The organism is Rhizobium sp. SRI_017 (assembly GCF_057586295.1).
Window position 1 is genome coordinate 1 of the sequence record NZ_JBYCZP010000032.1, and the last position, 26,589, is coordinate 26,589.

19 protein-coding genes and 1 pseudogene are annotated in these 26,589 nt (G+C 58.5%); 17 read left to right on the top strand and 3 right to left on the bottom strand.

The window, feature by feature from the left end; all coding sequences use genetic code 11:
• Nucleotides 1-1,804: recombinase family protein (locus AC2YI2_RS33745; RefSeq protein WP_487390909.1), on the bottom strand; the 1,804-nt coding region annotated here is incomplete at its 3' end.
• 398 nt (nt 1,805-2,202) lie between these two features.
• On the opposite strand from AC2YI2_RS33745, the gene AC2YI2_RS33750 reads away from it, so the two are divergent.
• From AC2YI2_RS33750 to AC2YI2_RS33825, 16 genes and pseudogenes are all read left to right on the top strand, one after another.
• The gene (locus AC2YI2_RS33750; RefSeq protein WP_487390910.1) at nt 2,203-3,306 is read left to right on the top strand and encodes a hypothetical protein; all 1,104 of its coding nucleotides are present in this window, start codon (nt 2,203-2,205) and stop codon (nt 3,304-3,306) included.
• A gap of 379 nt (nt 3,307-3,685) precedes the next feature.
• On the top strand, nt 3,686-4,468 hold the full coding sequence (locus tag AC2YI2_RS33755; RefSeq protein ID WP_487390911.1) for a hypothetical protein: 783 nt from the start codon (nt 3,686-3,688) through the stop codon (nt 4,466-4,468).
• A gap of 69 nt (nt 4,469-4,537) precedes the next feature.
• Complete coding sequence (locus AC2YI2_RS33760) at nt 4,538-4,915, top strand: hypothetical protein (RefSeq protein WP_487390912.1); 378 nt, start codon at nt 4,538-4,540, stop codon at nt 4,913-4,915.
• Nucleotides 4,912-6,825 carry an ATP-binding protein gene (locus AC2YI2_RS33765; RefSeq protein ID WP_487390913.1) on the top strand — a complete coding sequence of 638 codons (1,914 nt, stop codon included), beginning with the start codon at nt 4,912-4,914 and terminating at the stop codon, nt 6,823-6,825. The genes AC2YI2_RS33760 and AC2YI2_RS33765 overlap by 4 nt, the downstream gene beginning before the upstream one ends.
• Nucleotides 6,822-7,595 carry an ATP-dependent metallopeptidase FtsH/Yme1/Tma family protein gene (locus AC2YI2_RS33770; protein WP_487390914.1) on the top strand — a complete coding sequence of 258 codons (774 nt, stop codon included), beginning with the start codon at nt 6,822-6,824 and terminating at the stop codon, nt 7,593-7,595. Before AC2YI2_RS33765 ends, AC2YI2_RS33770 begins: the two co-directional genes overlap by 4 nt.
• Nucleotides 7,596-8,075: 480 nt before the next feature.
• On the top strand, nt 8,076-8,405 hold the full coding sequence (locus AC2YI2_RS33775; RefSeq protein WP_487390915.1) for a hypothetical protein: 330 nt from the start codon (nt 8,076-8,078) through the stop codon (nt 8,403-8,405).
• Between the two features lie 294 nt (nt 8,406-8,699).
• Nucleotides 8,700-11,144 carry an EcoAI/FtnUII family type I restriction enzme subunit R gene (hsdR, locus tag AC2YI2_RS33780; RefSeq protein ID WP_487390916.1) on the top strand — a complete coding sequence of 815 codons (2,445 nt, stop codon included), beginning with the start codon at nt 8,700-8,702 and terminating at the stop codon, nt 11,142-11,144.
• 53 nt (nt 11,145-11,197) lie between these two features.
• Nucleotides 11,198-12,208, top strand: a complete 1,011-nt coding sequence (locus AC2YI2_RS33785; RefSeq protein WP_487390917.1) for a hypothetical protein — start codon at nt 11,198-11,200, stop codon at nt 12,206-12,208.
• Between the two features lie 120 nt (nt 12,209-12,328).
• Nucleotides 12,329-13,783, top strand: a complete 1,455-nt coding sequence (locus AC2YI2_RS33790; RefSeq protein WP_487390918.1) for a type I restriction-modification system subunit M — start codon at nt 12,329-12,331, stop codon at nt 13,781-13,783.
• The gene (locus AC2YI2_RS33795) at nt 13,780-15,504 is read left to right on the top strand and encodes a restriction endonuclease subunit S (protein WP_487390919.1); all 1,725 of its coding nucleotides are present in this window, start codon (nt 13,780-13,782) and stop codon (nt 15,502-15,504) included. The genes AC2YI2_RS33790 and AC2YI2_RS33795 overlap by 4 nt, the downstream gene beginning before the upstream one ends.
• Nucleotides 15,501-15,854, top strand: a complete 354-nt coding sequence (locus tag AC2YI2_RS33800; RefSeq protein ID WP_487390920.1) for a hypothetical protein — start codon at nt 15,501-15,503, stop codon at nt 15,852-15,854. Before AC2YI2_RS33795 ends, AC2YI2_RS33800 begins: the two co-directional genes overlap by 4 nt.
• Before the next feature lie 96 nt (nt 15,855-15,950).
• Nucleotides 15,951-16,637 (top strand): hypothetical protein, encoded by a 687-nt coding sequence (locus AC2YI2_RS33805; protein ID WP_487390921.1) that lies wholly within the window; start codon nt 15,951-15,953, stop codon nt 16,635-16,637.
• 27 nt (nt 16,638-16,664) lie between these two features.
• Entirely contained in the window at nt 16,665-17,831 is a 1,167-nt protein-coding gene (locus AC2YI2_RS33810; RefSeq protein WP_487390922.1) for a phospholipase D family protein, read from the top strand.
• Nucleotides 17,813-18,622, top strand: a complete 810-nt coding sequence (locus tag AC2YI2_RS33815) for a hypothetical protein (RefSeq protein WP_487390923.1) — start codon at nt 17,813-17,815, stop codon at nt 18,620-18,622. The genes AC2YI2_RS33810 and AC2YI2_RS33815 overlap by 19 nt, the downstream gene beginning before the upstream one ends.
• Before the next feature lie 36 nt (nt 18,623-18,658).
• Nucleotides 18,659-19,579: a restriction endonuclease gene (locus tag AC2YI2_RS33820; RefSeq protein ID WP_487390924.1), complete on the top strand. Its 921-nt coding sequence runs from the start codon at nt 18,659-18,661 to the stop codon at nt 19,577-19,579.
• 286 nt (nt 19,580-19,865) lie between these two features.
• A pseudogene (locus AC2YI2_RS33825) lies at nt 19,866-21,247 on the top strand (IS1182 family transposase).
• A 145-nt stretch (nt 21,248-21,392) separates the two neighbouring features.
• Here the strand turns inward: AC2YI2_RS33825 and AC2YI2_RS33830 are convergent.
• On the bottom strand, nt 21,393-23,432 hold the full coding sequence (locus AC2YI2_RS33830; RefSeq protein ID WP_487390925.1) for an AAA family ATPase: 2,040 nt from the start codon (nt 23,430-23,432) through the stop codon (nt 21,393-21,395).
• Nucleotides 23,433-23,959: 527 nt separating this feature from the next.
• Between AC2YI2_RS33830 and AC2YI2_RS33835 the strand changes: the two genes are divergently transcribed.
• Nucleotides 23,960-25,705, top strand: a complete 1,746-nt coding sequence (locus AC2YI2_RS33835; RefSeq protein WP_487390926.1) for an adenylate/guanylate cyclase domain-containing protein — start codon at nt 23,960-23,962, stop codon at nt 25,703-25,705.
• Between the two features lie 145 nt (nt 25,706-25,850).
• Here AC2YI2_RS33835 and AC2YI2_RS33840 read toward each other — a convergent pair.
• A partial coding sequence (locus AC2YI2_RS33840; protein ID WP_487390927.1) for a tetratricopeptide repeat protein occupies nt 25,851-26,589 on the bottom strand: 739 nt, incomplete at its 5' end.

Here is a 26,589-nt window from a genome sequence, read left to right on the forward strand (position 1 = left end):
CCGACACTTGTAACACCTTCCATTCGGCTTCCCTCTCCTTGAGGACCGAATGGAAGCGGTTCAAATAGTCCACCTTCTCTTCCTGCGATCCAAACTCATTCTCCTTCCGGCGACGGACGAACTCCGTGTGATGCTGCTTGCGCAGTGCCGCCGAATACTCCTGCCATGCCGCCATTGAGGCGAGGATCGATGCGAGCCGCCCGTTGATCGAAAGGTCGGCCTTCTTGCCGTCGACCGATGGTGCGATCGTGACCTTCTGGACCAGCGATCTCAGAAACTGAAAATGGTTTTGCACCTGGTCCTGAGTTGATTTGCCGCTGCGAACGACATGGGTGAGCGCGCTCATCGCCAACTGATACATTGACGGGTTAACGATGATCCGGCTTGTTCCTCCAGCTGAACCCGCGCGTGCACTGACGGTCGTCAGTTCGGCGCTGATCGCATTACGTTGAATCTCGAGGTCCTTCAGCATCTCGTCAAAGGATGTAACCCTGACCCCCTCCAGCATCTGTTCCAACATCTTCTCAGTCAAAAGCTTCTGCTTGGCGGCAACCTTCCCCAAATCAGCTTCGAGCCGTTCCGTCCGGTTCTCTACATCTTGGCGGCCAGACCTCAATTGGGCGTCGATCTTCTGCTGTAGCGAAGCCGTATTCTCGACCGACAAAAGATTGGCCGGGATCGCGTCGAGGACCCGCTCTTCGAGTTCGTGTCGGCTGATCGTCTTTCCATTGGTGCAGACGATGCCTCCAAGTTGATCCATCGGCAGCTTCTTCTGACGGTTCGTACAGCCATAGCGGTCTTTTGCCATGATCGCGTAAGGCCCGCCGCAATGGGCGCATTCCAGCAGTCCGCTCAGGAGATATTGAGCCCGATGTGTCTTGTTGAGCCGGTTCGTGGTCGTATGTGAAAAGTTGGCCTCGACCTCGATCTGCCGCCGTTTGACCTTTGCCCATAGCTCGTCGCTGACGATGCGAAGCTCGGGCGCTTCCCCATAGACCCATTCAGACTTGTCGTTCATCCGCGCCTCGCGGTTCTCCGTCTCAGGGTTCTTGCGAAACTGGCGGCGATTGAACACGAGCCGGCCGATATAGGTCTCGTTGTTGAGAATGCCCGTGCCACGATCACGATGGCCACGGATTGCCGTGTCACGCCACCTCAGCCCCTGAGGCCCTGGGACCCGCGGCTCTCTGCCATTGAGTTCGACAGCGATCTCCTTCGGCGACCGGCCCAGCGCGTACTGCTCGAAAATCCATACAATGACTGCAGCTTCCTCCGGCACGATCTCGCGGAAGCCGGGGATGCGATCGCCTCTTGCGTCGTAGACCGCCTTGATCCTGTAGCCATAAGCCAGGCCACCGGCGGCCTGACCTTTGCGTGTCGCCGTCTTCATCCCCTCGCGCGTGCGATACCGGATGTTCTCGATCATCTCGTGACTAAGAACGGCCCGCATTGCCAGTTCCATGTCCGTAACGACCGAGCCGCCATAGCAGTGCCAGAGTTCTACATCGTGGTAGCGAAGGTCCTTGAGGATTTTGACGCTGTGCTCCATATCGCGCGACAGGCGGTCGACCGTGACGCAGAGGACGACGTCGATCTTCTCCCTTTTGATATGCTTCAGAAGAGCCTGGATGCCGGGACGCTGCTTGAAGCTCGTGCCGCTCACCGCGGCATCCGAATAGACCTCAATCAGCTTCCAGCCCTGCTTCCTGACGAACTCCCGTCCGATCTCGACCTGGGTCTCAATCGAGACCTCATTTTGCCGATCGGTCGAATAGCGCGCGTAGAATAGAACGGTCTTGGTCATGATATTCCTGCATGCGTGTCGGTCGGTCTCCATACATGGGCATCGGTTCGCGGAAAAGTAGCCGGCCCCAGAAAGATACGCGGCAAGATTAGCCTTTGGTTAAAATCTGCGGAAGCCGCCCTCTGAAGTGCCTGCCGCGGCGGGCGAAAGCGGAAATGATTGCCGCATTCCTCGGCATTCGCGGTGCCTGCGGCCGAGCGCAACGCACTCCCTAATCTGCGACAACCTGCCGCACATCAAGCGTCGTTTTGGCGGCCGAAATGGCCTGTTTCGCCCGCTTCTTCGCTTCGAAACATAGTTAAAACAATGTGTTAGTGATCTTGGCCGTTTGACAGCCCGTTCGTTCCAAACGACCATTGGTCTCCAAGATCAATCGTCATTTGAGTTCGGAGTAAGGAATGGCGCAGCATACGCAGACGAAAACGGACACGCTCAAGGCCTCGACGGCAACGGGCAAGGCTGGTGGCGCGGTCAAGGATGAGACCGAGGTGTTGACGCCGGAACAGGAGCAGGAGCTCGCGGCCTGCGCCGAGCGGATCGGCGCGCTCGGCCGTCGCTCGACGGCGCAGACATTCGAGTATGGGGCCGAGCTCTCCAAGGTCCAGGCGATCCTGCCGGCCAAGAAGTTCGGGGCGTGGCTCAAGGCTCATGTAGGCTTCTCGACGAAGTCTGCGAAGAACTACACACGTGTTCATCACGAGTTTGCCTGGTACAGGGAGCGGATGGAAGCGGCTGCCCTGCCTTCGGCGGCGATGTTCGCCCTGCTCGGTGCCGACGACGCCGACATTGAAGAGGTGCTTGAGACGATCGAGAGCGGTGAGCACCTGACGGTCGCAAAAATCAAGGCGATGGTTGCGGGCGAGCGGGGGGAGAAGTCCGCCGCGATCGACCCGCTGAACATGCCGGGTCGCGCCGGTTGCCTCAAGGTCGCCGAGAAGCGCATGAAAGACCAGATCGACTTGTTCTACGGCCTGCTGACGAAGGTGCTAACGCATGTCGAGGCGGCGGTCGAAACCTTTGGCTCCGGCAAGAATGTCGCCAAGACGACTTTGGCCGAAAAGATCGAGATCGACTGCCGGCATGCTAATGACCTGTTCGAACTGACCCTCGCGCCGTTGTTCACTGCCACATATAGTGAGCGGATGAACTGGAAGACCACGCAATACGGGACTGGCTCGGGCTGGGGCCGGTTCCAGGGGGTTCTACACAAGCTTGGCGGTAGCGCAAGCTGGCCCGAGCGCCAGGCCTTCCGTCCCTGGATCGCTGATGAAGTCTATCCGCTGCTCAAGTTTGTGGTGCGAGGCGAGCCACTGAAGGATGGTTCTACAATGTCGCCGGAGGAGATCGAAGCAGAGGCCCGCGCGATCCACGCAAGGGAAGTCCAGCGCGATCTCGACAAGACCCGCCTCATCATCGATCCGCCGTCAGGGCACATGGATAATGTTGTCGATATGATGTCGCGGCATGCTGAACCAGCGGACGACAAAACGGCAGTGGCGTGAGCTAAGGCGAATGCAACGAGACATGTTGCCATGATCTACCCCGCTTCGGCGGGGTATTTTTTTGTCCACGCGTTACTGGTTAACCATCAACCGGCAATCTTGTCGTTCCGGGTCCGTTCTTGCTTGCCAAGTTGCATCCGAGCCCTTTATGCCAGGACTGCGAGCGGGACGGCAATCCTGCCCGCGGCAAGCGGCATCGATCGGGACGGCAATCCCGGCCGATGCCTGACCCGAAATCCTTAGCTCAAAGGACCCCAGGCTATGATCAGCCATACCCAACTCGCTTCCGTCCTGGAAGCGTCTTTCCGCCTTATCCTCGTCGATCGCAAGCCGTCGGCGTCGTTGCCGTCGCGCGCGCTCTACTGAGGAGAGCAAGCCAATGACATTGTCATCTCATTGCGCGCTTCGCGCCACGGCCCCGATCGACCATGCGACTGTGGATGCGCATATCGAACAGCTTCTCCACGAGACCTTTGCTGGACCGCTGTCGATTGAGCGGATTGCGTCGCTGATCACGAGGGAGCCGCTTGACTATGCCCGGCTCGGCAATCTGCCACCTGTCGAGGAAGGCCGGTTGCTCGAGAAGGCCATTCTGCACCTGGCCTCGAGCAATCCCGACCGCACAGTCTTCGTCGGCTGCCGGCTGCCGCTTCGAGTCGGCGGCACGTCGGCCAAAGCAGGTCCGACGTATAAACCCGATCTCATTCTCGTCGACAGCGTAGCCGGCATCGCTGACATCGTCGATATCAAGCGCAGTCTCAACTCATATGAGAGCCATCGCATTGATCATCTGAAGGAGAGGATGTTGAAGGCGGCCGTCAACCTGCCGGCACTGCTGGAACAGGCCGGCATCGCGGTTGATATCGGTGAGATCAGGATTGCCGTGATCAGCATCGACGCAGGGCGCGCAGATGTCGAGGGTGGGGTCTGGTCGCTTGCACAGCTCGATCAGTTGCTTGGCGTTCCCGGTGCCGCCCTGCGGATTACGGCGCTACGCGACATCTTCGAACAGCGGACGAAGGCGCAGTTCGAGGCGGCATTGCAGTCCCTGATCGACATCGAGGTCCGGCGTCGAAGGATCGGCAGCGGCACCGTCTTTGACGGAGAGATCAGGCGCGACGTTACGATCCGTCTCGCCCAGCTATCGCTCGATCAGGCCTGAACAGCCGCACACGGAAGTCTCAGATCCCATGCATGGCCGGTCGAGCATCTCCCGGCCCAAGGAGCTCCCATGCCCGATATCCTCCCGTTCGACCCGAAATCCTTTGGTCCAAAAAAGCCGGCGCCGGTGGAGAAAGCGTGTAGAATGCCGATGCCGCACAGCGTTGCGGTTCCGCCGGCCTCGGCGATGGCGCTGGCGCTCGCCATTACCACACCTGCCGCTACAGCTGAAACATCCGAGCCCTTCATCGCGATCGAGCGTCTCGTCGCTCTAATCGTTCAGGCCAGCCGGCGTCTCGGGCGGCGTCCATCATGCTTGCGTCCGCTGATCGCCGCGGAGCTCGACCGGCATTGCCAGCGTTGTGATCCCACGGCGCTCATGCTCAGGAAATGGATCGATCGAGATACAGACTTCGATCGCCTTGCCGGTGGGAGGGCTGACGTATGACGGCCATTGCTGATCGTGTCACCCGCTATCTCCTAGCCCGGCTTCGCCGCGCATCGATCCATCATGCCTATGAAGATGCCGCAGAAGCTGGATTGTTGGAAACGACGTTCGTCGACCGGAAAGAGCAGGCCGGCCTTGTCTGGCGGCTCGCATCGGCTATGCCACTCCGTCTCTCCGGCGACGAGGCTGCGGACCGTGATCACATCGCACGCTTGCTGCGCGCGCCGCGGTCGGCATTCGGCGACAATGGCGAGATTATCCACCTGTACGAGGATGAGCCGCAGGAGGTGCAGGAGGGCCGCCGGGAGCAGGAAGAGCAGGCGCGAGCAAAGACGAAGGAGGCCAAGGTCGCCGCGGAAGCGAAGGCTTGTTCATCGCCTGGGCGCGCTGTGATCCTTCGGACGCTGCGGGCTCTGGCCCCACGGCCTGCGGTGGCAGATGCAGCGGTGGTCCTGCTTCTGGCTCGCGCGATCGGTGAAAACGTTGCGGATATCCAACTCCTGCTCCGAGTTCTGCGGCAGCGCGACTGCATGGTTCTTGTAAAGGTTCCCGTAGAGGGGTTTGAACGCCAGCTTGGGAAAATGCTTGAGGACGGTCTCATATTGCCCTCCTGCATCCCGCAAGTCGACGGGCTCGGAAGCTATGCGTTGTCCGGAAGCTATCGCGACATGCCATCCTCGGGCACGAAGATCATCACGTTCAGTGGTCGCGAAATCCGGCAGAAAACTCCGGACGTTCTGCGCCGCTCCTTGGCCAAGGCAAGATCACAAGTCGGCACGCCCATCATCGTTGCCGACGAGGGCGAAGGTGATCTGGACGTCCGCGTCACGGCGACTGCCGATCTCGTCATTGAGCTAGGAGAGGTCGATCAGTCCCTCATCGCCAAGCTTTTGCATGTCTGTGCCGGCATTGCGCCGACGGCGTCATTCGCGGCGATGAAGAGGATTGGGTTCGATCCTGACGGTGTCGGCCTCGATGATCTGGTGCTGGCGATCAGACCAGGCCGCGGCGTGGATCGCATCATCGAGACGTTGAAGCTGCTCGGAACCTCAGGCAAGCGAGCGGGGGAGGCGGATGAAACGGACGACGATCAGAAGACAATGCCCGGGAAAGGCAAAACCAAAGAGGCGGCTGCCTCGCAAGCAGTGAAGTTCGACGTGACGCAACCCGACGTGCCTTCGACTGGCCGAGACGGTGCCAACGCAAATTGCTCTGTCGTGAGCGTAGAAACCCTGGCCGGCTACGGTGCGGCAAAGTCGTGGTCGCTCGATCTCAAGTTCGATCTTGCGCTCTGGCGCGAAGGCACGCTCGACTGGTCGGACATGAGCACACGGCTTCTGCTTTCCGGGCCGCCGGGGACAGGCAAGACGACCTTTGCCCGCGCCTTGCGAAACACGCTCCAAGTTCCGATGCTGGCGACATCGGTCGCCCACTGGTTGGAGCCTGGCTATCTCGGGGACGTGCTCAAAGCCATGACATCTGCCTTCGACGCGGCCGCCGCGCATGCGCCTTGCATTCTCTTCCTCGATGAATTTGACAATATCGGTCGTCGGGGTGGAGCCGGACAGAATGCGGATTACTGGGATTCGTTGATCAACCGAATGCTCGAACTGCTGGATGGGGCGAGCAAGCGTTCCGGCGTCATTGTGGTCGGCGCGACGAACGATCCAGATCGCATTGATCCCGCTCTTCTGCGCTCCGGTCGTCTCGAAAAGCATGTCGTCATTCCGCCGCCGGACACGGATGCACTCGTCGGCATCCTCGCACATCATCTCGGCCGCGATCTCGATCCGGTGCTTGCGAGCCGGCCGTCGGCATCGATCATGCCTGCCGCAAGCGCGGAGAGTAATCCGACGTCGGTGATCGCGGCCAAGGCTGACAAAAGACCTGTTCGAGGAGCCCGCACATGAACAATATTCCAAACCTCGACGCTGGCACACACGATGCCTTGTGGCAACTGGCACTGCTCGCGACCGGTTCGACCGGGGCCGATATCGAGCGTGTCGTTCGCGAGGCCCGCGGTCATGCGCGCCGGCAGAAGCGATCCATGGTCTGGTCGGACATCGAAACGGCGCTGACATCGGCGACACGCCCGTCCCATGATTCGCTCGATCGCCAAATCGCCATTCACGAGATGGGGCACGCCATAGTCTACATCTCGCTCGGCATCGGCACCGTCACGACTGTGCGGATCGGCGGGCCGGGAGGGGTGGTCAGCATCGATATGCATGTGGCGGCGGTGCAGGACGACCAAGGCGTGATGAAACTGATGGCCGCGTTGTTGGCAGGCCGGGTGGCCGAACAGGTCGTGTTGGGACGGGTTGGCATTGGAGCCGGCGGCAATGCCGATAGCGATCTTGCCAAAGCAACCCAGCTGGCGACAGAGACTGAGACATCGCTCGGTCTTGGAGCCGAGATGCCGCTTCTCTACTGTCCGCCGTCCAACGGCTATGACGTGCTTCATTACAATCCGAACCTGGCCCGTCGGATCAACGCTCGGCTCGAAGCGGCGGATGCGATGGCACGCAATATTCTGCAACAGCACCACGATGCCCTGACCAGCCTCGCCGAGCAACTGCGGCAGGTCCGCGTGATGGAGGGTGCCGAGGTCGTCGCGGCTCTTGTCAGAGCGAACAGCCATTCGGCGGCGTCCGGAACTGCGATACCGAAGTCTGGATGATCGTTTCGAAATCCGGTTATGGAGATTCCGAATGCAAACTGTTCGATTCCCATCCGGGGAAGGGCGTTAAGGAACTGCAATTCCGCGATTCCATTCGGGCGCCTGTCGATTCCAGAGTCGAAACATTCGATGCCGAACGCTGAAAAAGCGATTCTTCGCCTGTGGAGTGGGTGCTTGCATCGCGGAGTATGCAGGGCGTCGTTAGGCGTGCCGAGCCGGAGTCGTCTCAGGTTTGATGGTTGATCGCAGATCGCCAAGACGTGCCGGAACGCTGACCCGAATGGTGGCAATGTGCCTGCACGTCATCGCACTTCATCTCAATTTACCATCATGCGATTCCGGATCAAGAAACTGCGATTCCGGGACGCAGCGGTGGGCGTGGGTGCGAACGGGATTTCGGATTCTTGCGTGAACGGCGTTTGTCGCTTGCGACCGGCGGATGCAGGCTGTGTGGGCCAACGCAAGACACAGGAGGAAAGCATGGCACGCAAATCGAAAGGCAAGCGCAACGAAGAACAGCGCAAGCGTCAGGCGGAGATCAGAGCGGAGGCGAACAAGAAATGCCGGCCGGGCCGGGATGACTTTGCGCGGATATTGCTCTGGCTGACTCTCCGTAAGGTCAAGGAGGAGGCGCGGCGACAAGAGGTGAGTGGTCCGATCGACAAGCTCGCGGCGATCCTCATCGACAACCTTGTTGCACAGGGGTTCGAGGCCGAAGAGGCTGGTATCGTGTTCGAGGACCTGCTCGGGCGCTACTCTGGAGCCATGATGCCGTTCAGGGTCAAGCGGCATCTGGAGCGAGCTGGCTGACCTGCCTCTGGGATCGGGGTTTTGCTTGCCTGGTAGCGTCGTGTTATCTGGGCACGCATCCGTCCTGATCCAAGCTTCGCCAGCATGGCCTCTGCAAACGGTGTTCGTATAGATTCGCTCGTAGTCCCCCCATTACTTCCTTAAACGGCGTTTGCTCGAGAATCGCACTTCGTCTCGCCGAAAGGAGGAAATCATTTCCGCTTTCGAAGCAATGGGGCCAGCGCAAAGAAGACAAATCCTGCGTGCAATCTTATCCCATGCATGCAATCAATTGCGGAGGGGAGATTCATTTGGATGCTCAAGAAGTCGCTTACCGAACGCGATATCTGTACCAAGTTCATTCTGCCGGCCGTCAAGCAGGCGGGTTGGGACATGATGCTACAGGTGCGTGAGGAGGTGTTCTTCACGAAGGGTCGGATCACCGTGCGCGGACGGCTGGTCGCCCGCGGGAATGCGAAGAAGGCGGACATCGTTCTCTACTACAAGCCGAATATCCCCATCGCGCTCATCGAGGCGAAGGACAACAACCATTCGGTCGGCGACGGCCTTCAGCAGGGTCTCGACTACGCAGAAACCCTGTCGATCCCCTTCGTCTTTTCGTCGAATGGCGATGGTTTCATCTTCCACGACCGCACGGGTCAACGCGCGGCCAAGGAGGAAACGCTCCGACTTGATCAATTCCCGTCTCCGGCAGAACTATGGCGTCTGTTCCGCTCATGGAAGGGTCTCGACAGTTCCGCAGAGGCTTTGGTCCTTCAGGACTACTACGACGATGGCAGCGGAAAGGCTCCGCGCTACTATCAGGTCAACGCGATCAATGCCGCCGTCGAGGCTATCGCCAAGGGGCAGGATCGCGTGCTCCTCGTCATGGCGACGGGCACCGGCAAGACCTACACCGCCTTCCAGATCATCTGGCGTTTGTGGAAGGCAGGACGCAAGAAGCGCATCCTTTTTCTGGCCGATCGAAACGTCCTGATCGATCAGACCATGGTCAACGACTTCCGGCCCTTCGGCGGCGCGATGGCGAAGCTGTCGACCAAATCGAAGACGATCGAGCGCCCCGATGGTAGCGAGGTCGACCTCCCGCTGGCGCTGGACAGAAAGCGGCGTATCGACACCGCCTACGAGATTTATCTTGGCCTATATCAGGCTATCACCGGACCGGAGGAGCGGCAGAAGCTATTCCGCGAATTTTCACAGGACTTCTTCGATCTCATCGTGATCGACGAATGCCACCGCGGCAGCGCCGCCGAAGATTCCGCCTGGCGCGAAATCCTCGAGTACTTTTCATCAGCCACCCAAATCGGCCTGACGGCGACGCCAAAGGAGACGGAGTATGTCTCCAACACCGCCTACTTCGGCGAGCCGGTCTTCACCTATTCCCTGAAGCAGGGCATCAGCGACGGCTTCCTGGCACCGTACAAGGTCATCAAGGTTCACATCGACCGCGACGTCGAAGGCTACAGGCCGGAAAAGGGTCAATTGGACCGCGACGGCGAAGAAGTCGAGGACCGCATCTACAACACCAAGGATTTCGACCGGACGCTGGTGCTGGACGAGCGCACAAAATTGGTCGCGGCAAAGGTCACGGAATTCCTCAGGGAAAGCGGCGACAGGTATCAGAAGACCATCGTTTTCTGCGTGGACGAGGAACATGCAGCTCGGATGCGCCAAGCGCTCATCAACGAGAACAAGGACCTCTGCGACGAGAATGCGCGCTATGTCATGCGCATCACTGGAAGCGACGCATTGGGCCAGGCGCAGATCGGCAATTTCATCGATCCGGAGTCGCGCTATCCCGTTATCGTCACGACATCGCGGTTGCTCTCCACAGGGGTCGACGCCCAGACTTGCCGTCTCATCGTTCTCGACCGCCAGGTCGGCTCGATGACGGAATTCAAGCAGATCGTTGGTCGCGGCACCCGCGTTCATGAGGATACACAGAAGTTCTATTTCACCCTCATGGATTTCCGCGGCGCGACCAACCATTTCGCCGATCCGGAATTCGACGGCGATCCTGTGCAGATTTATGAACCCGGCGAGCATGACCCAATCACGCCGCCGGATGTCGAACCGGACGGTTTCGGCGAGGGCGAACAGGACGATTATATGGCAGTTGATTCAGACGCAGAAGAGGATGGCGTAACCTTCCCGCCCGGTGGCGGCGAACGTCAGAAGAAGGTTTTTGTCGACGGCGTCGCGGCCCGCATTGTCGCAGAGCGTGTCGAATATCTCGATGCCAATGGCAAACTCGTCACAGAAAGCCTCCGCGACTATACCAAAGCGGCACTCCTCAAGCACTTTGCGAGCCTCGACGATTTCTTGAAGCGCTGGAAATCGGAGGAGCGCAAAGACGCGCTCGTGAAGGAACTCGCGGCCGAAGGTCTGCCGCTCGATGCCATTGCCAAGGAACTTGGCGTCGATCTCGATCCCTTTGATCTCGTCTGCCACGTTGCCTTCGACAGAAAACCGCTGACCCGCCAGGAGCGCGCCGACAACGTCAAGAAGCGGGATGTTTTCGGCCGTTATGAGGGCAATGCGAGAGCTGTGCTTAACGCGCTGCTCGCGAAGTACGCTGATGAGGGAGTTTTAAATCTCGATGACGCCAATGTGCTGAAGATCGCTCCCTTCAACGCCATGGGCAGCGTCGTCCAACTCATCAAGTCCTTCGGCGGCAGGGAGGGATTTGAAAAGGCCGTTCATGAATTGCAGGACGCCATTTACCAGGAAACCGCGTAAGGGGAGGAGCTATGATGTCTACGCTTAGAATTGCTACGTATAACGTCGAGTGGATGAACAATCTCTTCGTGAAGGGTGAAGCAAAGCTTAGGGATAAGCCGGCCAAGGGTATGGGGCGCTTCCCGACCGATCCGCGCGGTGTCGCTGAACGGATTGCTGGCGTCATAAAGGATTTGGATGCGCACATCATTGGCGTACAAGAAGGGCCTTCGAAACTTAGTCAGATGCAGTTCTTCTCAGACGAGTTCCTGGACGGCCGCTATACGGCGTCGGGGATCGAGTCGGGCTCGCAAAGCGTTTATGCGCTGGTTCGCAACGACTGCCCCGTGAAGGCAACGCCGTACGATTCCAGCAGTGTCTATTACAAGAGGCTCTTGAAGCCGGTCCAGTTTCAGCCCTGGGGTGAAGTTAACAACGCCAAGAAATACAAGATGGCGCGGCCTCCGGCACTCATCAGGTTGGCAGGCGAGGACGACAACAAGCCGATTCATATCGTTGTTGCCCACACAAAGAGCCAGTTCACAAGCGGCTTTACCAAGGCAAAGTTTGATGCTCGAGAGCCGGAGGCAATGCGGGAGGCGATCTTCTCACGTCAAAAGCTCAGCGCCGATATCGCAGCACTTCGACGCCATATAACGAACGTGATCCTCGAACGCCGAAATGCGAGCGGCGTGATCGTCATGGGCGACCTAAATGATGGTTTCACGCGCAGCGTCTTCGAGACAGAGTTTCTTATGCAGAGTCTGGTGGACGAACTTCGCGGTAGTTTTCGACGTCAAAGCGCGTTGCTCGATCACGTCTTGGACGAAACACAGCTCCGAAGGAAGGATACCTACACCGTGGAATTCCGAAGCCCTGAGAAGCGCGGAATCACACGCGAGCTGATCGATCACATCTTAGTCACCCCTGCGCTGAGTGACCCCGAATTCTGGCTCCAGGTGAAACCTGGCTCGGCTACCATCGCGCATGAAATCTCGAAGGTTCATACAGCGGGCACGGGTGCCAAGGCCGACGATAGACCAAGCGATCACATCCCGGTTTTCACAGATTTCACAGTTCGATAAGAGTGGCCATGCCAAGCCGCAAGGCGGCTGCCAAATGGTGGCCGCCGCAATCCAGTCACCAAGATCAGGCTCAAGTTCCAGCGTCGTGACTGGTATTCGAACCGTTATAAGAGAATAGCCATGTCAGTCCGCAACACCGTCAAATCCATCCAAGATGTCATGCGCCAGGACGCTGGCGTCGATGGCGATGCCCAGCGCATCAGTCAGCTCTGCTGGATGTTCTTCCTCAAGATCATGGACGACCAGGATCAGGAACTGGAGCTGACCCGAGACGAGTATGTCTCGCCGATCCCGGAAAAGTTCCAGTGGCGGAATTGGGCGGCTGATCCGGAGGGGATCACCGGGGAAGCACTGCTCGCCTTCGTCAACAACGACATGTTTCCGGCGCTGAAAGGCCTTCCTTTGTCGGCGTTGCCGGGTGATCGCCGTCGGGTGGTACGCGACCTGTTCGAGGACGCCTATAACTACATGAAGTCCGGCCAGTTGATCCGGCAGGTGGTCAACAAGATCAGCGACATCGATTTCAACAGCCTGACCGAGCGCCAGCATTTCGGCGAAATCTACGAACAGATTCTCAACGACCTGCAGTCGGCCGGCAACGCCGGTGAATACTATACGCCCCGGGCGCTCACCGCCTTCATGGTCGACCGCATCGATCCCAAGCCTGGTGAGACGCTGTTCGATCCCGCCTGTGGTACGGGAGGCTTCCTCACCTGCTCGATCCGTCACATGGAAAAGAACCATGTGCGCACGCCCGAGCAGCGCGAGATGATGCAGGCGGGCCTGCGGGCCGTGGAGAAGAAGCCGCTGCCACACATGCTCTGCGTCACCAACATGCTGCTGCACGGCATTGAGGACCCGAGCTTCGTGCGCCACGACAACACGCTGGCGCGGCCGCTTATCTCCTGGAGCAAGGACGAGCGCGTCGATATCGTGCTGACCAACCCGCCCTTTGGCGGGCGCGAGGAAGACGGCATCGAAAACAACTTCCCCACCTTCCGCACCAAGGAAACCGCCGACCTGTTTCTGGCGCTGATCGTACGGCTGCTGAAGGATGGCGGCCGCGCAGCGGTCGTCCTGCCGGATGGCTCGCTGTTCGGCGAAGGCATCAAGACGCGGCTCAAGGAACATCTGCTCGAGGAGTGCAACCTCCACACCATCGTCCGCCTGCCCAATTCCGTCTTCAAGCCCTATGCCTCGATCGGCACCAATCTGCTGTTCTTTGAAAAAGGCACGCCGACCAGGGACATCTGGTATTGGGAGCACCGGGTGCCGGAGGACCAGAAGGCCTATTCCATGACCAAACCGATCCGGCAGGAGCATCTTCAAGATTGCGCCGACTGGTGGGGCGGCAAGGAGCGCAAGGGCCGCGAGGAAGGTCCGCAGGCCTGGCGCGTGACCCTCGAGGAGATCAAGGCGCGCGGCTACAATCTCGATTTCAAGAACCCGCATGCGGTGGCCGATGATCATGGCGATCCGGAAGAGCTGCTGGAAGAGCTGGTGGCTGCCGAGGCCAATGCGGCACGGCTGCGCGACCGGCTGAAGAACATTTTGGCGGAGGCGCTTGCCCGATGAATTCCGAGCGCCTGTTGCAGCATTACGAACAGATAGCCGACGCCCCGGATGCGATTGCCCGGCTGCGGCGGTTCATTCTCGATCTGGCGGTTCGGGGCAAGCTGGTGCCGCAGGACCCGGCGGATGGACCGGCGTCGGAGCTTTTGAAGAGGATTGTGACCGAGAAAGCGCGGCTGGTGAAGGCAGGGAGGAATGGGAAGTCTAAAGCTTCGCTTTCAGTGCCTTCGGCGGAGATGCCTTTCAGCGTTTCCAATGGTTGGGTGCTGACCCGCTTAGGCGACATAATTGTACTTCTGTCCGGTCAACACCTACAGCCGTCGGAATACTCCGAGGTGACCGGGGCAGGCGTTCCTTACATCACGGGACCTTCTGACTTCTCGGCAAACGGACTGAGTATTTCACGGTATGCGCTCGTGCGAAAAGCAGTTGCGCGGAAGGGCCAGTTGCTGCTGACGGTCAAGGGATCGGGTGTAGGAAAGACGACCATCTGCGATCTGAATGAAGTGGCGATTAGCCGTCAGCTTATGTCTCTGACGCCGATTTGCTGGGATTTGGGCTTCCTGGAAATTATCACGCATCGGTTGGCCATCGCTCTCCAATCTCAGGCTCGGAGCCTGATTCCTGGTATCGCTCGGGAAGACGTTGAAGATTTTGTCTTTCCCCTCCCACCCCTCGCCGAACAACACCGCATCGTCGCCAAGGTCGATGAACTGATGGCGCTGTGCGACGAGGTGGAAGCGGCGCGAAAGGAGCGGGAGACGAAGCGGGACCACCTTGCCGCGGCAAGCCTCGCTCGCCTCAACACCCCCGACCCGGAAACCTTCCACAACGACGCCCGCTTCGCGCTCGATGCCCTGCCGGCGCTCACGGCCCGGTCGGGCCAGATCAAGCAGTTGCGCCAGACCATCCTCAACCTCGCCGTTCGCGGCAAGCTCGTGCCGCAGGACCCGGCGGATGAGCCCGCGGAGGAGTTGTTAAGGCGTTTGGTGGCCGCTCAGGATGCTGCGTGTCGATATGAGGGGCTTCGGGCGCGGCCACCAGTGAAAAAGTTGGGCCGTTCTGATCTTTGGTTTGAATTTCCGGATGAATGGGTTTTGTCGTCCTTTGATGATCTTTTCGTAATCGTAAGCGGCGTGACGAAGGGACAGAAGGTGACGCCGTCTGAGGCAAAAGATACGCCCTATCTTCGGGTTGCCAATGTGCAAAGGGAGCATCTGGACCTTGCAGTGATCAAGACCATTTCCGTTCGCCGTAGCGAGGCCGAGCGATATGCTCTTCGGTATGGTGACGTTCTTATGACTGAGGGTGGTGACTGGGACAAGTTGGGTCGCGCTGCGATATGGCGCGAAGAGATACCCAATTGCATCCATCAGAATCACATATTCCGCGTAAGACCGCCTTCGGCAGACATTTGTTCGGAGTGGATCATCACCTATGTAAATAGCCACGTCGGGCGGGCTTTTTTTGAAGAAGCGTCGAAGCAAACAACCAATCTTGCCTCGATCAACATGACCCAGCTTCGAGCATGCCCGTTTCCACTTCCACCACTCGCCGAGCAACACCGCATCGTCGCCAAGGTGGAAGAGTTGATGGCAGTCTGTGACCAGTTGGAAGCCAGCCTGATCAGCGCCGACGAGATGCGAAAAAAACTGCTCGAAGCGTTGCTGGCCGAGGCGCTTGCACCCGCCGATGTAGAGGCGCTGCAGGAGGCGGCCGAATGACTTTTCGCGTGCTGGACGCCCTGCCGGTTCTTAGCCTCCGCTTGGGAGAAACCATCAACAAGGTTCCGAGCGGAGGCAGAGCCGGCTTGGAAAACCAGAAGGCAATGGGCTTCATTACCAAATCTGGAAAGGTTCTCGCGCTCGATGTCTATACGCAGAACCTGGAACGGGTCAAATTGTGGATTGAGCCGCCCTTTTCCATGCGGGTCACAGGTGTGGTCGTTCATCCAACAAAATCGTGTCACGATCTCAATCGCAAAGAGCTATCTGCCCTGTCTCACGGCAAGAGCGTCTACCTCGAAGTTGAAAACATCACGGCTCTTAACGATCTCCTGGATTGGTACACGTGATCCGCTTCCCGGAACGATGCGGCGCGTGCACGGTGATCATTATCGGTGGCAAACCGCTCAAAGTCAGATAGCGCAGACATGGGGAGGAGTTTCATTTTGGGCAGGACCGCGATTCGCTCAACCTATTTCACTCCTGAGAAGGTGGCTTACTGGTACTTCCGCTTGAACGGGTTCCTGCAGATCGAGAATTTTGTCGTTCACCCGGAGCGAAGCGGTAGCCAACGCACGGATGCCGACATCTTGGGTGTGCGCTTTCCCTTCCGCGCCGAGCGTCTGTTCGACGACCCCGGCGACATTATGGAGGACGATAGAGGCCCCCTTGGGTTGACCGATCGGATGATCGATGTCGTGATCGCAGAGGTGAAAACCAACCAGCCCTGTACCCTGAACGGTCCATGGACAAACAATGAAAAGCAAAATGTGCACCGTGTGATTGCGGCGCTGGGCTGCCTTCCCTCCGAACTCATAGAGAGGGCCGCGGAAGACATTTATCGCTCCGGTGTCCATGGAAGTGAGCTGGGGCTCCGAATTCGACTCATTGCAATAGGTGCCGAAAAAAGCACTGTCCTTACAGAAGCCTATCCCTCGGTCGTCCAGCTCCTATGGCCGAATATCTTGGCGTTCATCTGGGATCGGTTTCGGACGTTCAGGCGACAGAAACAGCAGGTTGATCAATGGGATGAGGAAGGGCGAAGAATGAAGGAACTTGCAGATCGAAATGAGCGCAGCAACTTCATCAATGGGTGCCTTCATGCCATGGGCGTAAGGGCACCGAGGACCTAATCAAGTTTGCACCGGGGAGGCAGAAAATTGAACTCGCGCCTTGTCGATTCGGGATGGTCGAAGGAGATCGTCGACGCCCTTAGGGTGGATGGGAGCGAGTTGCGTATCGTCTCGCCCTTTATCAAGGCAGGTGCGTTGCGCCGCCTGGATGTGGCTCGCCCGAACGTAGTCAGAGTTTTGACGCGGTTTAGTCTCGCGGACTTTGCAGACGGCGTAAGCGACATAGAGGCCTTGCGCAAGTTGCTGGTCGCGGGGGCGTCAATTCGTGGGGTCAGGAACCTTCACGCGAAGATGTACCTGTTCGGGGGGACGAGAGCCATTGTGACTTCGGCCAATCTAACGGAGGCCGCGCTTGGCAGGAACCACGAGTTCGGCCTGATATCTGACGAGCCTGCGATCCTCGCCGCCTGCAGAACGTACTTCGACGATCTATGGAATCGTGGGGGTGAAGACTTGAAATTGGAGCAGTTGGATGCGTGGCAGAATATAGTGACACGCTGCAGAGCGACGGGAGGGAGCGTCCCCCGACCCGCTGAACTCGGCGACTTTGGCGCTGACGTGGGCGTTGCCTCCGTGTCGCCTATTCCAATGCCCCCAAGCGTTTCTGATGCCCCCCAGGCTTTCGTGAAATTCTTGGGTGAGGGCCACAATCGAGTACCCTTGTCGACCCCCACGATAGACGAGATACAGCGTTCAGGCTGCCACTGGGCGGTTGCGTATCCGGCCACCAAACGACCTCGGTCAGTCAAGGACAATGCAGTTATCTATATCGCCAGACTGACATCCGATCCGAACGACATACGAATCTTCGGGCGAGCGATCGGAATGCGTCATGTGCCTGGACGAGACGACGCCACGCCGCAGGACATAGCGCTCCGGGGTTGGAAGGAAACGTGGTCGCGCTACGTCCGTGTTCATCACGCAGAGTTCGTTGCTGGGACAATGTCGAATGGTGTATCTCTCAACGAACTCATGAACGACCTCGGATCGAACTCTTTCGCGCCCACAAAGCGTAATGCCGCCCTCGGCAATGGAAATGTGGACCCACGAAAGGCGTACCAGCAGCAGGCAGCTGTTGAGCTCTCGGACCTTGGCGCATCGTGGCTTGGCGAACGTCTTCAGGCAACATTTGACGCCAAAGGGAAAATTCCACAAAGCGCGCTCGCCGAACTCGATTGGCCCAAGGTACCATGACGCAGTTTTCTCGATACATCGGCATCGATTATTCCGGCGCGGAAACGCCGACGTCCAGTCTCAAAGGCCTGCGGGTCTACATGGCGAACGGCGGTGATCCGCCCGTCGAAATCCTGCCGCCCCCATCGAACAAAAAATACTGGACGAGGCGTGGCGTGGCGGAGTGGTTGATCCAGATTCTCTCCGAAGACGAGCCGACGATTGTCGGCATCGATCATGCCTTCTCGTTTCCACTGCGCTATTTCGAGACGCACGGCCTCCTGCCGGATTGGCCGAGATTTCTGGAAGATTTCCAGCGCCATTGGCCGACCGATGAAGACCACGTCTATGTCGACTTCATCCGGGAAGGCGCAGTGGGCAATGGTACTGCGCGCGGCGGCAACGCTCGCTGGCGGCGATTAACCGAGGAGCGAGCACGAGGCGCAAAATCTGCTTTCCATTTCGACGTCCAGGGATCGGTGGCAAAGTCCAGCCATTCCGGAATTCCCTGGCTGCTCTACGTCCGACGGCAGATCGGTGAGCGTGTTTATTTCTGGCCGTTTGATGGATGGGACATACCAGCAGGACACTCCTCGATCGCCGAGGTCTACCCCGCCCTATGGTCGCGCGATTTCGCGACGGCGGATCGAACTGGCGATCAGCACGACGCCTATGTCATTGCCGCCAAGCTATCCATGGCGGACCGCTCGGATGCTTTGCGGGAAATGCTCCGCCCGAACATCAGTGATGCGGAGAAAGTGGTTGCCGGCGTCGAGGGCTGGATACTCGGGGTCGCTGGTCAATTAAGTTAGATTGCGAAACGTGGTGCCCTGCTCATATGGTGGATCATGACAATTCCGGACTACCAATCCCTGATGCTGCCCGTCCTCCGCTTTGCCGCTCAAGGCGAGACCAAGGTACCTGACATCGCCGAGCGGATCGCCGACGAGCTTGGCCTCACGCAGGCCGAGCGGGACGAAATTCTGCCGAGCGGCCGACAACGTATCCTTCACAACCGCATACACTGGGCCAAGTTCTACATGGGCAAGGCCGGTCTGATCGACAGCCCGTCCCGCGGCCGTTTCGCCGCAAGCGCCGAAGGGCGAAAATTGCTGGCCGGCAATCCCCAATCGATCGACGTCGAAACGCTCAAGGTCTATCCTGCCTTCGTCCAATTCTACGAGGCGAGCCGGGCGGAAACGCCTTCGGATCTGCAGACTTCTCCAAGCGCGCCGGAAGCGAGCGCAACGCCGGAGGAGCAGATCGATGCCGCCCAATCTGTGCTGCATGCTGCCCTCAAGGCCGACCTCCTCCAGCGCATCCTGGCGCAACGCCCGACCTTCTTCGAACGCGCCATCGTCGACCTCCTCGTTGCCATGGGATATGGCGGCAGCCATGAGGACGCCGCGCGCCGGATCGGCAAGTCCGGCGATGGCGGCATCGACGGCGTGATCGACGAAGACCGGCTCGGCCTCGACCGCATCTATGTCCAGGCCAAGCGGTATGCTGTCCATGTCGGCGTCGGCCGTCCCGAGGTGCAGGCCTTCGTCGGCAGCCTCGTGGGTAACGGCGCATCCAAGGGCGTCTTTGTCACGACCTCAAGCTTCAGCACCCCCGCCGCCGATTTCGTCCGACACCTACCGCAGCGCGTCATCCTCATCGACGGTGATCGCCTCGCCGATCTTATGATTGAGCACGGCGTCGGTGTTAGGGTGGCGCGGACGGTGGAGGTTAAGCGGCTCGACGAGGATTTCTTCGTCGAGGAGTAACGGAGGAAACGGAAATCATTTCCGCTTCTGCGTTCCTTATGGGAGCGCGGGGGCCGGCCTGATCGTCGAACCAAGGCCCGTTACGCGAGTAGGAAGGCATATAGCGCGATCGCAATGCATCGGTGGGCAAGGGCCGATAAGGCGAGCCAAGGATGGGATACGGAAGCAAAGGTAGGGCAAACACTCGTTACCTCGACCGCTGTTGGCCGATACCGTTGAAAAAGTCGGCGTTGCTGTTGGTGTGAAGTTCTGATTCAGTCGTTCCAGGCATTGGGAGGACAGGACGATGATGGGCGAGCGGACCGTGATGCAGGAAGCGCCGTTCTACGAGTTCAGTGTCGACCGTCATGTTCCTGCGGACCACCTATTGCGCTCTATCGACCGCTTCGTCGATCTGTCCGGACTGCGGTCCCATTTGCGCCCTTTCTATAGCGAGATCGGGCGGCCCTCGATCGATTCGGAACTGATGATCCGCATGCTGATCGTAGGCTACTGCTTCGGCATCCGTTCGGAGCGCCGGCTGTGTGAGGAGGTGCATCTGAACCTCGCCTATCGGTGGTTCTGCCGGCTCGGCCTGGAAGGCGATGTGCCGGATCATTCAACCTTCTCCAAGAACCGGCATGGCCGCTTCCGGGATAGTGATCTGCTGCGCGAGCTATTCGAGACGACAGTAAGGCGTTGCATTGAGGAGGGTCTTGTCGGCGGCGAAGGATTTGCCGTCGATGCGAGTCTGATCAAGGCGGATGCGAACAAGCAGCGCTCAGCGGAAGCGTCGGAGCAGGTCGACTGGACGTCGATGGCCGAGACCCGTCGCTCGGTCCAGGAGTATCTCGACACGCTCGATGACGCGGCATGGGGTGCGGCCAGTGAGGTGAAGCCGAAGTTCGTATCGAGGTCAGACCCGGCGGCGCAGTGGACGGGAGCACAGAAGGGCCATGCGTTCTTCGCCTACGCCACCAACTATCTGATCGATATGAACAATGCCGTCATGTCGACGTCGAGGCGAGCCGGGCGATCCGACAGGCCGAAGTCGGCGCGGCACGCACCATGATCGAACGCACCCAGGATCGCTTCGGCCTTTATCCGGAGCGGCTTGCCGCCGATAGTGCTTATGGTTCTGCCGAGATGCTGGGCTGGCTGGTGCACGAGCGGGGGATCGAGCCGCACATTCCAGTCTTCGACAAGTCCGAACGGCGCGACGGTGCCTTCGAAAAAGCAGACTTTGTCTACGACCACAATCGCGATCTCTATACCTGCCCTGGCGGCAAGGCGTTACGCTCGCGGCAGATCACCTACAAAAACGAACGTCCGCTCGTCGATGAGGATGGCATGGTACGCTACCGCGCCAGCAAGCACGACTGCGATGCCTGCGCCCTGAAACCCAAATGCTGCCCGACCACCCCGGCGCGCAAGATACCGCGCTCCATCCATGAGGGCACTCGCGACATGGCACGCGATATCACCAAAACTGAAGCCTATGTCACGTCGAGGCGAGAGCGGAAGAAGGTCGAGATGCTCTTTGCCCACCTCAAACGCATCCTCAGATTGGATCGCTTGCGACTCCGAGGGCCGAACGGAGCGCGTGATGAGTTCCACCTCGCAGCCGCAGCCCAAAACCTCCGGAAACTCGCAAAGCTGATCCCGACGCCGATGCCGAAACCGGCGTGAGGGGAAATATACCTCGGCGCGCGCGCCGCAATCCAAATGCTGCCACGCGATCTCGACGCGACTTTGTCAACAATATCGGCCCAAAGCGGCCCCCGTGTCTATCAAAGCGCAACGTTCGAACTTCCAGGTTCCCGCGACTCCTTGCTCACTCTTTTGCATCGGCCTTAGGTTGTTCTGCGACGCGCGTTCGGTTCAGATAGGCCTTGCGAAAATGTTGATTTATGGCCTGCGTCACAGTCTGAGTCGGGGCCTCGTCTGAAGCGAACGCCAATCCAAGGGCCGCCTTCGCGATACGTTCAAGATCATCACGGGATTTTCCGGGAAGCTTGGCCAAGAAATCTGGCTCCGATACGAGCGCGATGAGCTTCCCGACATCCTTGTTCCGATGTCCGTCGGGTAGATAGTCTTCAAGGGCACCGCCCCTCAGGATGAAGAGGTTTTCGGCCTCTTTCTTTGAAATGAAGTCGTCCAGGGTCTTGGTCTGGGCCGCGGTCAAATCCGGTGCCAATCGGCGGCGTCGGGACTTGATGTAGTCCCATGTACCTTGCGCGTCCTCCCAATTGCCCGACTTCATTGCCTCATCGATGCGAGTGACAAGCGAAGCGCCATCCATGCTTCCAACGTTGTCAATCACGTCCTTTTTGATCTCTGCGGCGTCGACTGCGAAAAGCGCTTTCACGCTGTTGTCGCCGACCTGCTCGATATAGTCCAGGTCGGCCATGACCACCCAGGCGACGTGGCATGCATCGAGAAGCTTTTGGTAGGCCGGGAACAGGTTTTTCCCACCTACGCTGACAACCTCCAGCGAGGGAAGCCCGTGCGTTTCATTGGAGGCCGCGACTATCTCGAGGATTTTTTCGATGACGATCCGATCCGTCAGCCCTTCGACAAGCAAAACCTTGTCCGCGAAGAACACACGCTCGTTATTCTGGCTGTTGACGACATTGAAGAGATGCTTCGCGTTCGGCAATTCCGCCGAGTTCAGCCGGACGATGTCGCTCTTCTGGTTTTCTGAAAATACGCGCGAAACGTATTGGATCGAGGCCGGAGAAATGAATGTGGGAGAATGCGTTGCGAGCACGAACTGGTTTCCGGTCGTCTTCGAAAGCTTCTCGAACAACGCAAGCAGCTTGATCTGCCACCGCGGGTGGAGGTGCAGTTCCGGTTCATCCACAACAATCAGCGCATTGCGAACGTTTAGGGCGTAGATCGCAAACAGGTATGTCAGGAGTTCGCGCTCGCCGGACGAGGCGGCGCTTACAAGGAACGAGGAGCCCTGTTTGGTAAGCTTGATGTCATAGGTGTTGCTCAGTGCGTCGACCGTCACCAGCTCCCAAGAATAGCCGAGGTCCTTCAGGTCGCGTGACAACTCCACGAGATTCGTATCTGCGATAAACGTCTCGCGCGCCCCCACATTCGAGTTTTCCTGCAGCAGGCGAAACTTCTGCGCGAGCCTTCCGATTGCCAGCGGGATGATGTTCGTTCCGGTGCGCGAGGACGCCGCGTCGGATGACCGCTTTTGGTCATAGTCGTTGTATCCCGCGAGACTGACATTGGAGTTGAACCCGCCAGCGGCGCGGTTAACGGGCAAATAGGCCATTGGCATGCGCAGAGAGCCCATTCCAAGCATCGCTCTGTACATGTTGTCCGTCTCGAAGACATGTAGATATTGGAGAAATTGTCGAGCGACAATGTCGTCCGGCTGGACGAGATGGTCGTTCGTCCATGTCGCGATTACCCTGGTCTTCGGTTGGATCGCATCAACGTTCCAGTCTGCGACGCCTTGCCATGGGTTGGTGATGAAGCGGCGGTTGAGCCGGGCCAGCACCTGTTGGTGGTCGGCATGGATCGCCCTCATGTTAAGGAGGTCATCTTCGGTGACCTCGATCTCCAGTTCGACAAATTGCGGCTGGCGCACACCTCCGCTGTGCCTTTCGAAGAACAATTGGTTGAGCTGGTCGTTGTAGACCTCCTCCCATCTGTCAGGCTGCTCCGGTGTCGGGTTGTGGCGATAAAATGGGGCGTTGAAGAGGTAGCGTCTCAACATGGTGACGAGTGTGTCGAGGAGGTTTGTCTTTCCGCCACCGTTAGGACCGATCAATATCGAAATCTGTCCATCGAAAAGGATTTCACGCCGATCGAGGAAGCTTCGGACATTTTGAATCGTTAGGCGTCTGACGAGCACAACGCACCTGCCGCAATCGTGTGAGTTGCACGCGACCTTATTTCACTTCAATTGCGGTGACGAGTCGCCATCGCGAGTTTTGCTCCGTCGAGACGAGTATCGAGGTGTGGCCGAGCGCTAGCGATTGGTCGTGCGCGACGAGGTATCGCGGATCGCAGTATCGGTCGCTCGGTTGGCGGCGATAGTCATCTGGCGTTAGCCGGCGAAAATCACAAAGACGGTTTGTGCCGCTTTAAAGAACTAGCGACTTAGCTCATTTTGGCTCTTTTGAGACCTGAGGTCATGACTGAAGTTGGCGCTTCAGCGATATGGGCCACGCCTCAGGTTGGCGCTTCAGAGACCTGGTTGGGCTTTCTGTTGGCCCGATGCGGACATGAGGCCGAGCTTTGATACTCCCGTTGAAGCTACGAAATCGCGCGAGCTACCGTCTTCTCCATTTGCGCCGCGCCACAAACTTCTTGGTGGCCGTTTCACTTCAATCTATGCTTCAAGCTGCCGTACTAAATTCCTCAGGATGGATTGGAAGGATGGAGAACGAACGTCTGGAACGTCGCCTTGCTGCGATCGTCATGGCAGACGTGGTTGGCTATTCCAAGCTGATGGAAATCAGCGAAATCAAGACGCTGCAAAGCTTGCGACGATGTCGCGCGACTGTGGTTGAACCTATCGTCGCCCACAATCGCGGCAGGATTGTCAAGCTTATCGGCGACGGCATTCTTATGGAGTTTTCAAGCGCCGTCGGTGCGGCAAACGCTGCGATCGAAATCCAGGAGCAAATGCAAGCCTTCAACGCGGCTGCGGTGGACGGTAATACGCTCTCGTTGCGCATCGGCATCAATCTTGGCGAAGTCGTCGGTGAGGGTGATGACATTTTTGGTGAGGGCGTCAATATCGCGGCCAGGCTCGAACCCTTGGCCCAGCCGGGTGGCATCGCCATCTCCGAGAAGGTTTTTGCCGAAATACGGGGCAAGATCGACCGCGAAATCGTTGACCTTGGCCCGCAGCGGCTCAAGAACATCGGCGCAGCTATCAGGGTCTATTCGATCGGGGCAGAGCCGACGACACTGGGGCCGAAGGGCGTGGCGCAGCCTGAAGGGATGGAGTTCACTAAGCTCGCGGTACTGCCCCTCACCAACATGTCCGGCAATGCGGATGACGACTATTTTGCGGATGGCGTCACCGAAGACCTGATAACCGAGTTGAGCCGTTCGAAGCACCTCTCCGTCGTGGCGCGCAACACGACATTCACCTTTAAGAACAAATCTGTGAACGTAGCTGAGATCGGCCGCCAACTCGATGCCGACTTCGTGTTGGAAGGCAGCGTGCGTCAGGCTGGCCGTCGCGTGCGGGTCACGGTGCAGCTGATCGACGTCACCAACGGCGCGCATGTGTTTGCCGAAAAGTTCGATCGCGAGATGGAGGATATCTTTGCCGTCCAGGACGAGATTGTTGAAGCGATCATCGGGCGGCTCTCATTCAAACTCATGGACGCTGCATTCCGTCAGCGCGAGAAGTCACCGACCTCCAGTAGCTCCGCCTATACGCTGTGGCTGCGGGGCACTGCCGCCTTCCGGATCGGAGATGAACGTCGCGCACGCGACTATTGGCATGATGCTGTCACCGTCGATCCGAACTATGCTCGCGCACTGTCTTCTCTCGCCTTCCTCTATGCGTATTGGCGCTTCAGCGCCCCGGATGCCGAGTTGGACAGCGAACGGGAAATTCGAGCGCGGGAGTTTGCCGCGCGCGCAATTGCGAATGATCGGACCGATACGGAAGTCCTGAGCGGCGTAAGTTCCTGCTTCCTGATGATTGGGGATCACAGCGAGGCAATGCGGTACTCGGAAATGGCTCTTGCACTCTGTCCCCGCGACTCATCCACGCTCGTCTCACATGCATTCGTGATCGCCTTCTGCGGAAGGCATGACGAGGGGCTCGAATTGGCCAAGAGGGCATGCAGGTTCGAACCGCATCTTGCCCCAGGCTACATTTCGAGTTTGGGCGATTGTTATTATCTCACCAGGGATTTCGAAGCCGCTCTGAAGACATACCGGGGCCTGATTGATCGACCCGACTATTTCAAGATGAACGAAGCCGCCTGCCTAGCACAATTGGGCAGGATAGATGAGGCCAGGGCGATCGTGGACTCTTTACCCAAAGCTTTCGATACCGCCGCCTACGTGAAAAATAGTGCGCGTGTCTGCGCGCTAGCAGAGGACAAGGAGCTTTGGGTCCAGGGCTTTCGGATGGCAGGAGCTCCAATCGTCGCTTGACCTTTTGATTCAGCTTAGCCGTGGTTCCCACGCCAAGCGGTGCATTGATACCGCTTGCGGCGCTTCGAACACTTAGCTCGATTTGGCGCGAGGCGGCCAACAGTAGTGCGCTCTGCTCGATAAGGGCTGAGGCTCTTGGCGGTGTCTATTCTGGTAAACCTGCACGACGCAGGTTTTCGGCGAGATGCTCAACATCGGCTCGATTTGCATACGGCACCACGTTGGTTGCGGTCCATTGAGTAACTGTCCCACCCGGCGCGGCGGCCAAGAGCTTGCCTATGGTAGAGCGGGCCATGTCAAGATTTCCGACGGCAGCGTAACTTGCGGCCAGGTAGACAAGCATTCCCAGCCGACCTTCACTGCGTACTTTCTCCAATGTGCTGATCGCGCTGTCGTATTGCTTAGCGGAAAAATACAACTGGCCTAGCTGGTCATCGTAGTATTCAGGGTGATTAGGATTTATGCGACTTGCCTTTAGCGCATACCTCAGCCCTTCTTCGGGCTTTCCAGCGTACGACAGAAAAAGGCCCATATCCGCAAGGACATCGGCGTCGTTGGGGTTTAGTTCGACCGCGCGCCGCATCGCTTCGATCGCTCTATCATGATTGCCACTGTACAAATCACACGCTGCCTTGGCCCAGTGGCTCCATGCCTCTGAATCATCCGCCGCCAACGCTCGCTTCGCTGCTTCATACGCCATCGTCCGAGAGCTGTCTTCGTCGTCTGCCCAGTAAAAAATGACGTTGAACAGGTGCGCCCAGCAAGCCTTGGCATGTGCCTTAGCGTATTCAGGGTTGATTCGGACGGCGTCATCAAGAAGCGTGAGTGCTGTTCTGACGGAATCTTCAGTGAACTTGTTCAACTCCGCCATCCCACTCACGAAG

Coding starts and splice junctions, on each gene's coding strand:
- AC2YI2_RS33750 (WP_487390910.1), top strand. CDS start 2,203: ATGGCGCAGCATACGCAGACGAAAACGGACACGCTCAAGGCCTCGACG.
- AC2YI2_RS33755 (WP_487390911.1), top strand. CDS start 3,686: ATGACATTGTCATCTCATTGCGCGCTTCGCGCCACGGCCCCGATCGAC.
- AC2YI2_RS33760 (WP_487390912.1), top strand. CDS start 4,538: ATGCCCGATATCCTCCCGTTCGACCCGAAATCCTTTGGTCCAAAAAAG.
- AC2YI2_RS33765 (WP_487390913.1), top strand. CDS start 4,912: ATGACGGCCATTGCTGATCGTGTCACCCGCTATCTCCTAGCCCGGCTT.
- AC2YI2_RS33770 (WP_487390914.1), top strand. CDS start 6,822: ATGAACAATATTCCAAACCTCGACGCTGGCACACACGATGCCTTGTGG.
- AC2YI2_RS33775 (WP_487390915.1), top strand. CDS start 8,076: ATGGCACGCAAATCGAAAGGCAAGCGCAACGAAGAACAGCGCAAGCGT.
- hsdR (WP_487390916.1), top strand. CDS start 8,700: ATGCTCAAGAAGTCGCTTACCGAACGCGATATCTGTACCAAGTTCATT.
- AC2YI2_RS33785 (WP_487390917.1), top strand. CDS start 11,198: ATGAACAATCTCTTCGTGAAGGGTGAAGCAAAGCTTAGGGATAAGCCG.
- AC2YI2_RS33790 (WP_487390918.1), top strand. CDS start 12,329: ATGTCAGTCCGCAACACCGTCAAATCCATCCAAGATGTCATGCGCCAG.
- AC2YI2_RS33795 (WP_487390919.1), top strand. CDS start 13,780: ATGAATTCCGAGCGCCTGTTGCAGCATTACGAACAGATAGCCGACGCC.
- AC2YI2_RS33800 (WP_487390920.1), top strand. CDS start 15,501: ATGACTTTTCGCGTGCTGGACGCCCTGCCGGTTCTTAGCCTCCGCTTG.
- AC2YI2_RS33820 (WP_487390924.1), top strand. CDS start 18,659: ATGACAATTCCGGACTACCAATCCCTGATGCTGCCCGTCCTCCGCTTT.
- AC2YI2_RS33835 (WP_487390926.1), top strand. CDS start 23,960: ATGGAGAACGAACGTCTGGAACGTCGCCTTGCTGCGATCGTCATGGCA.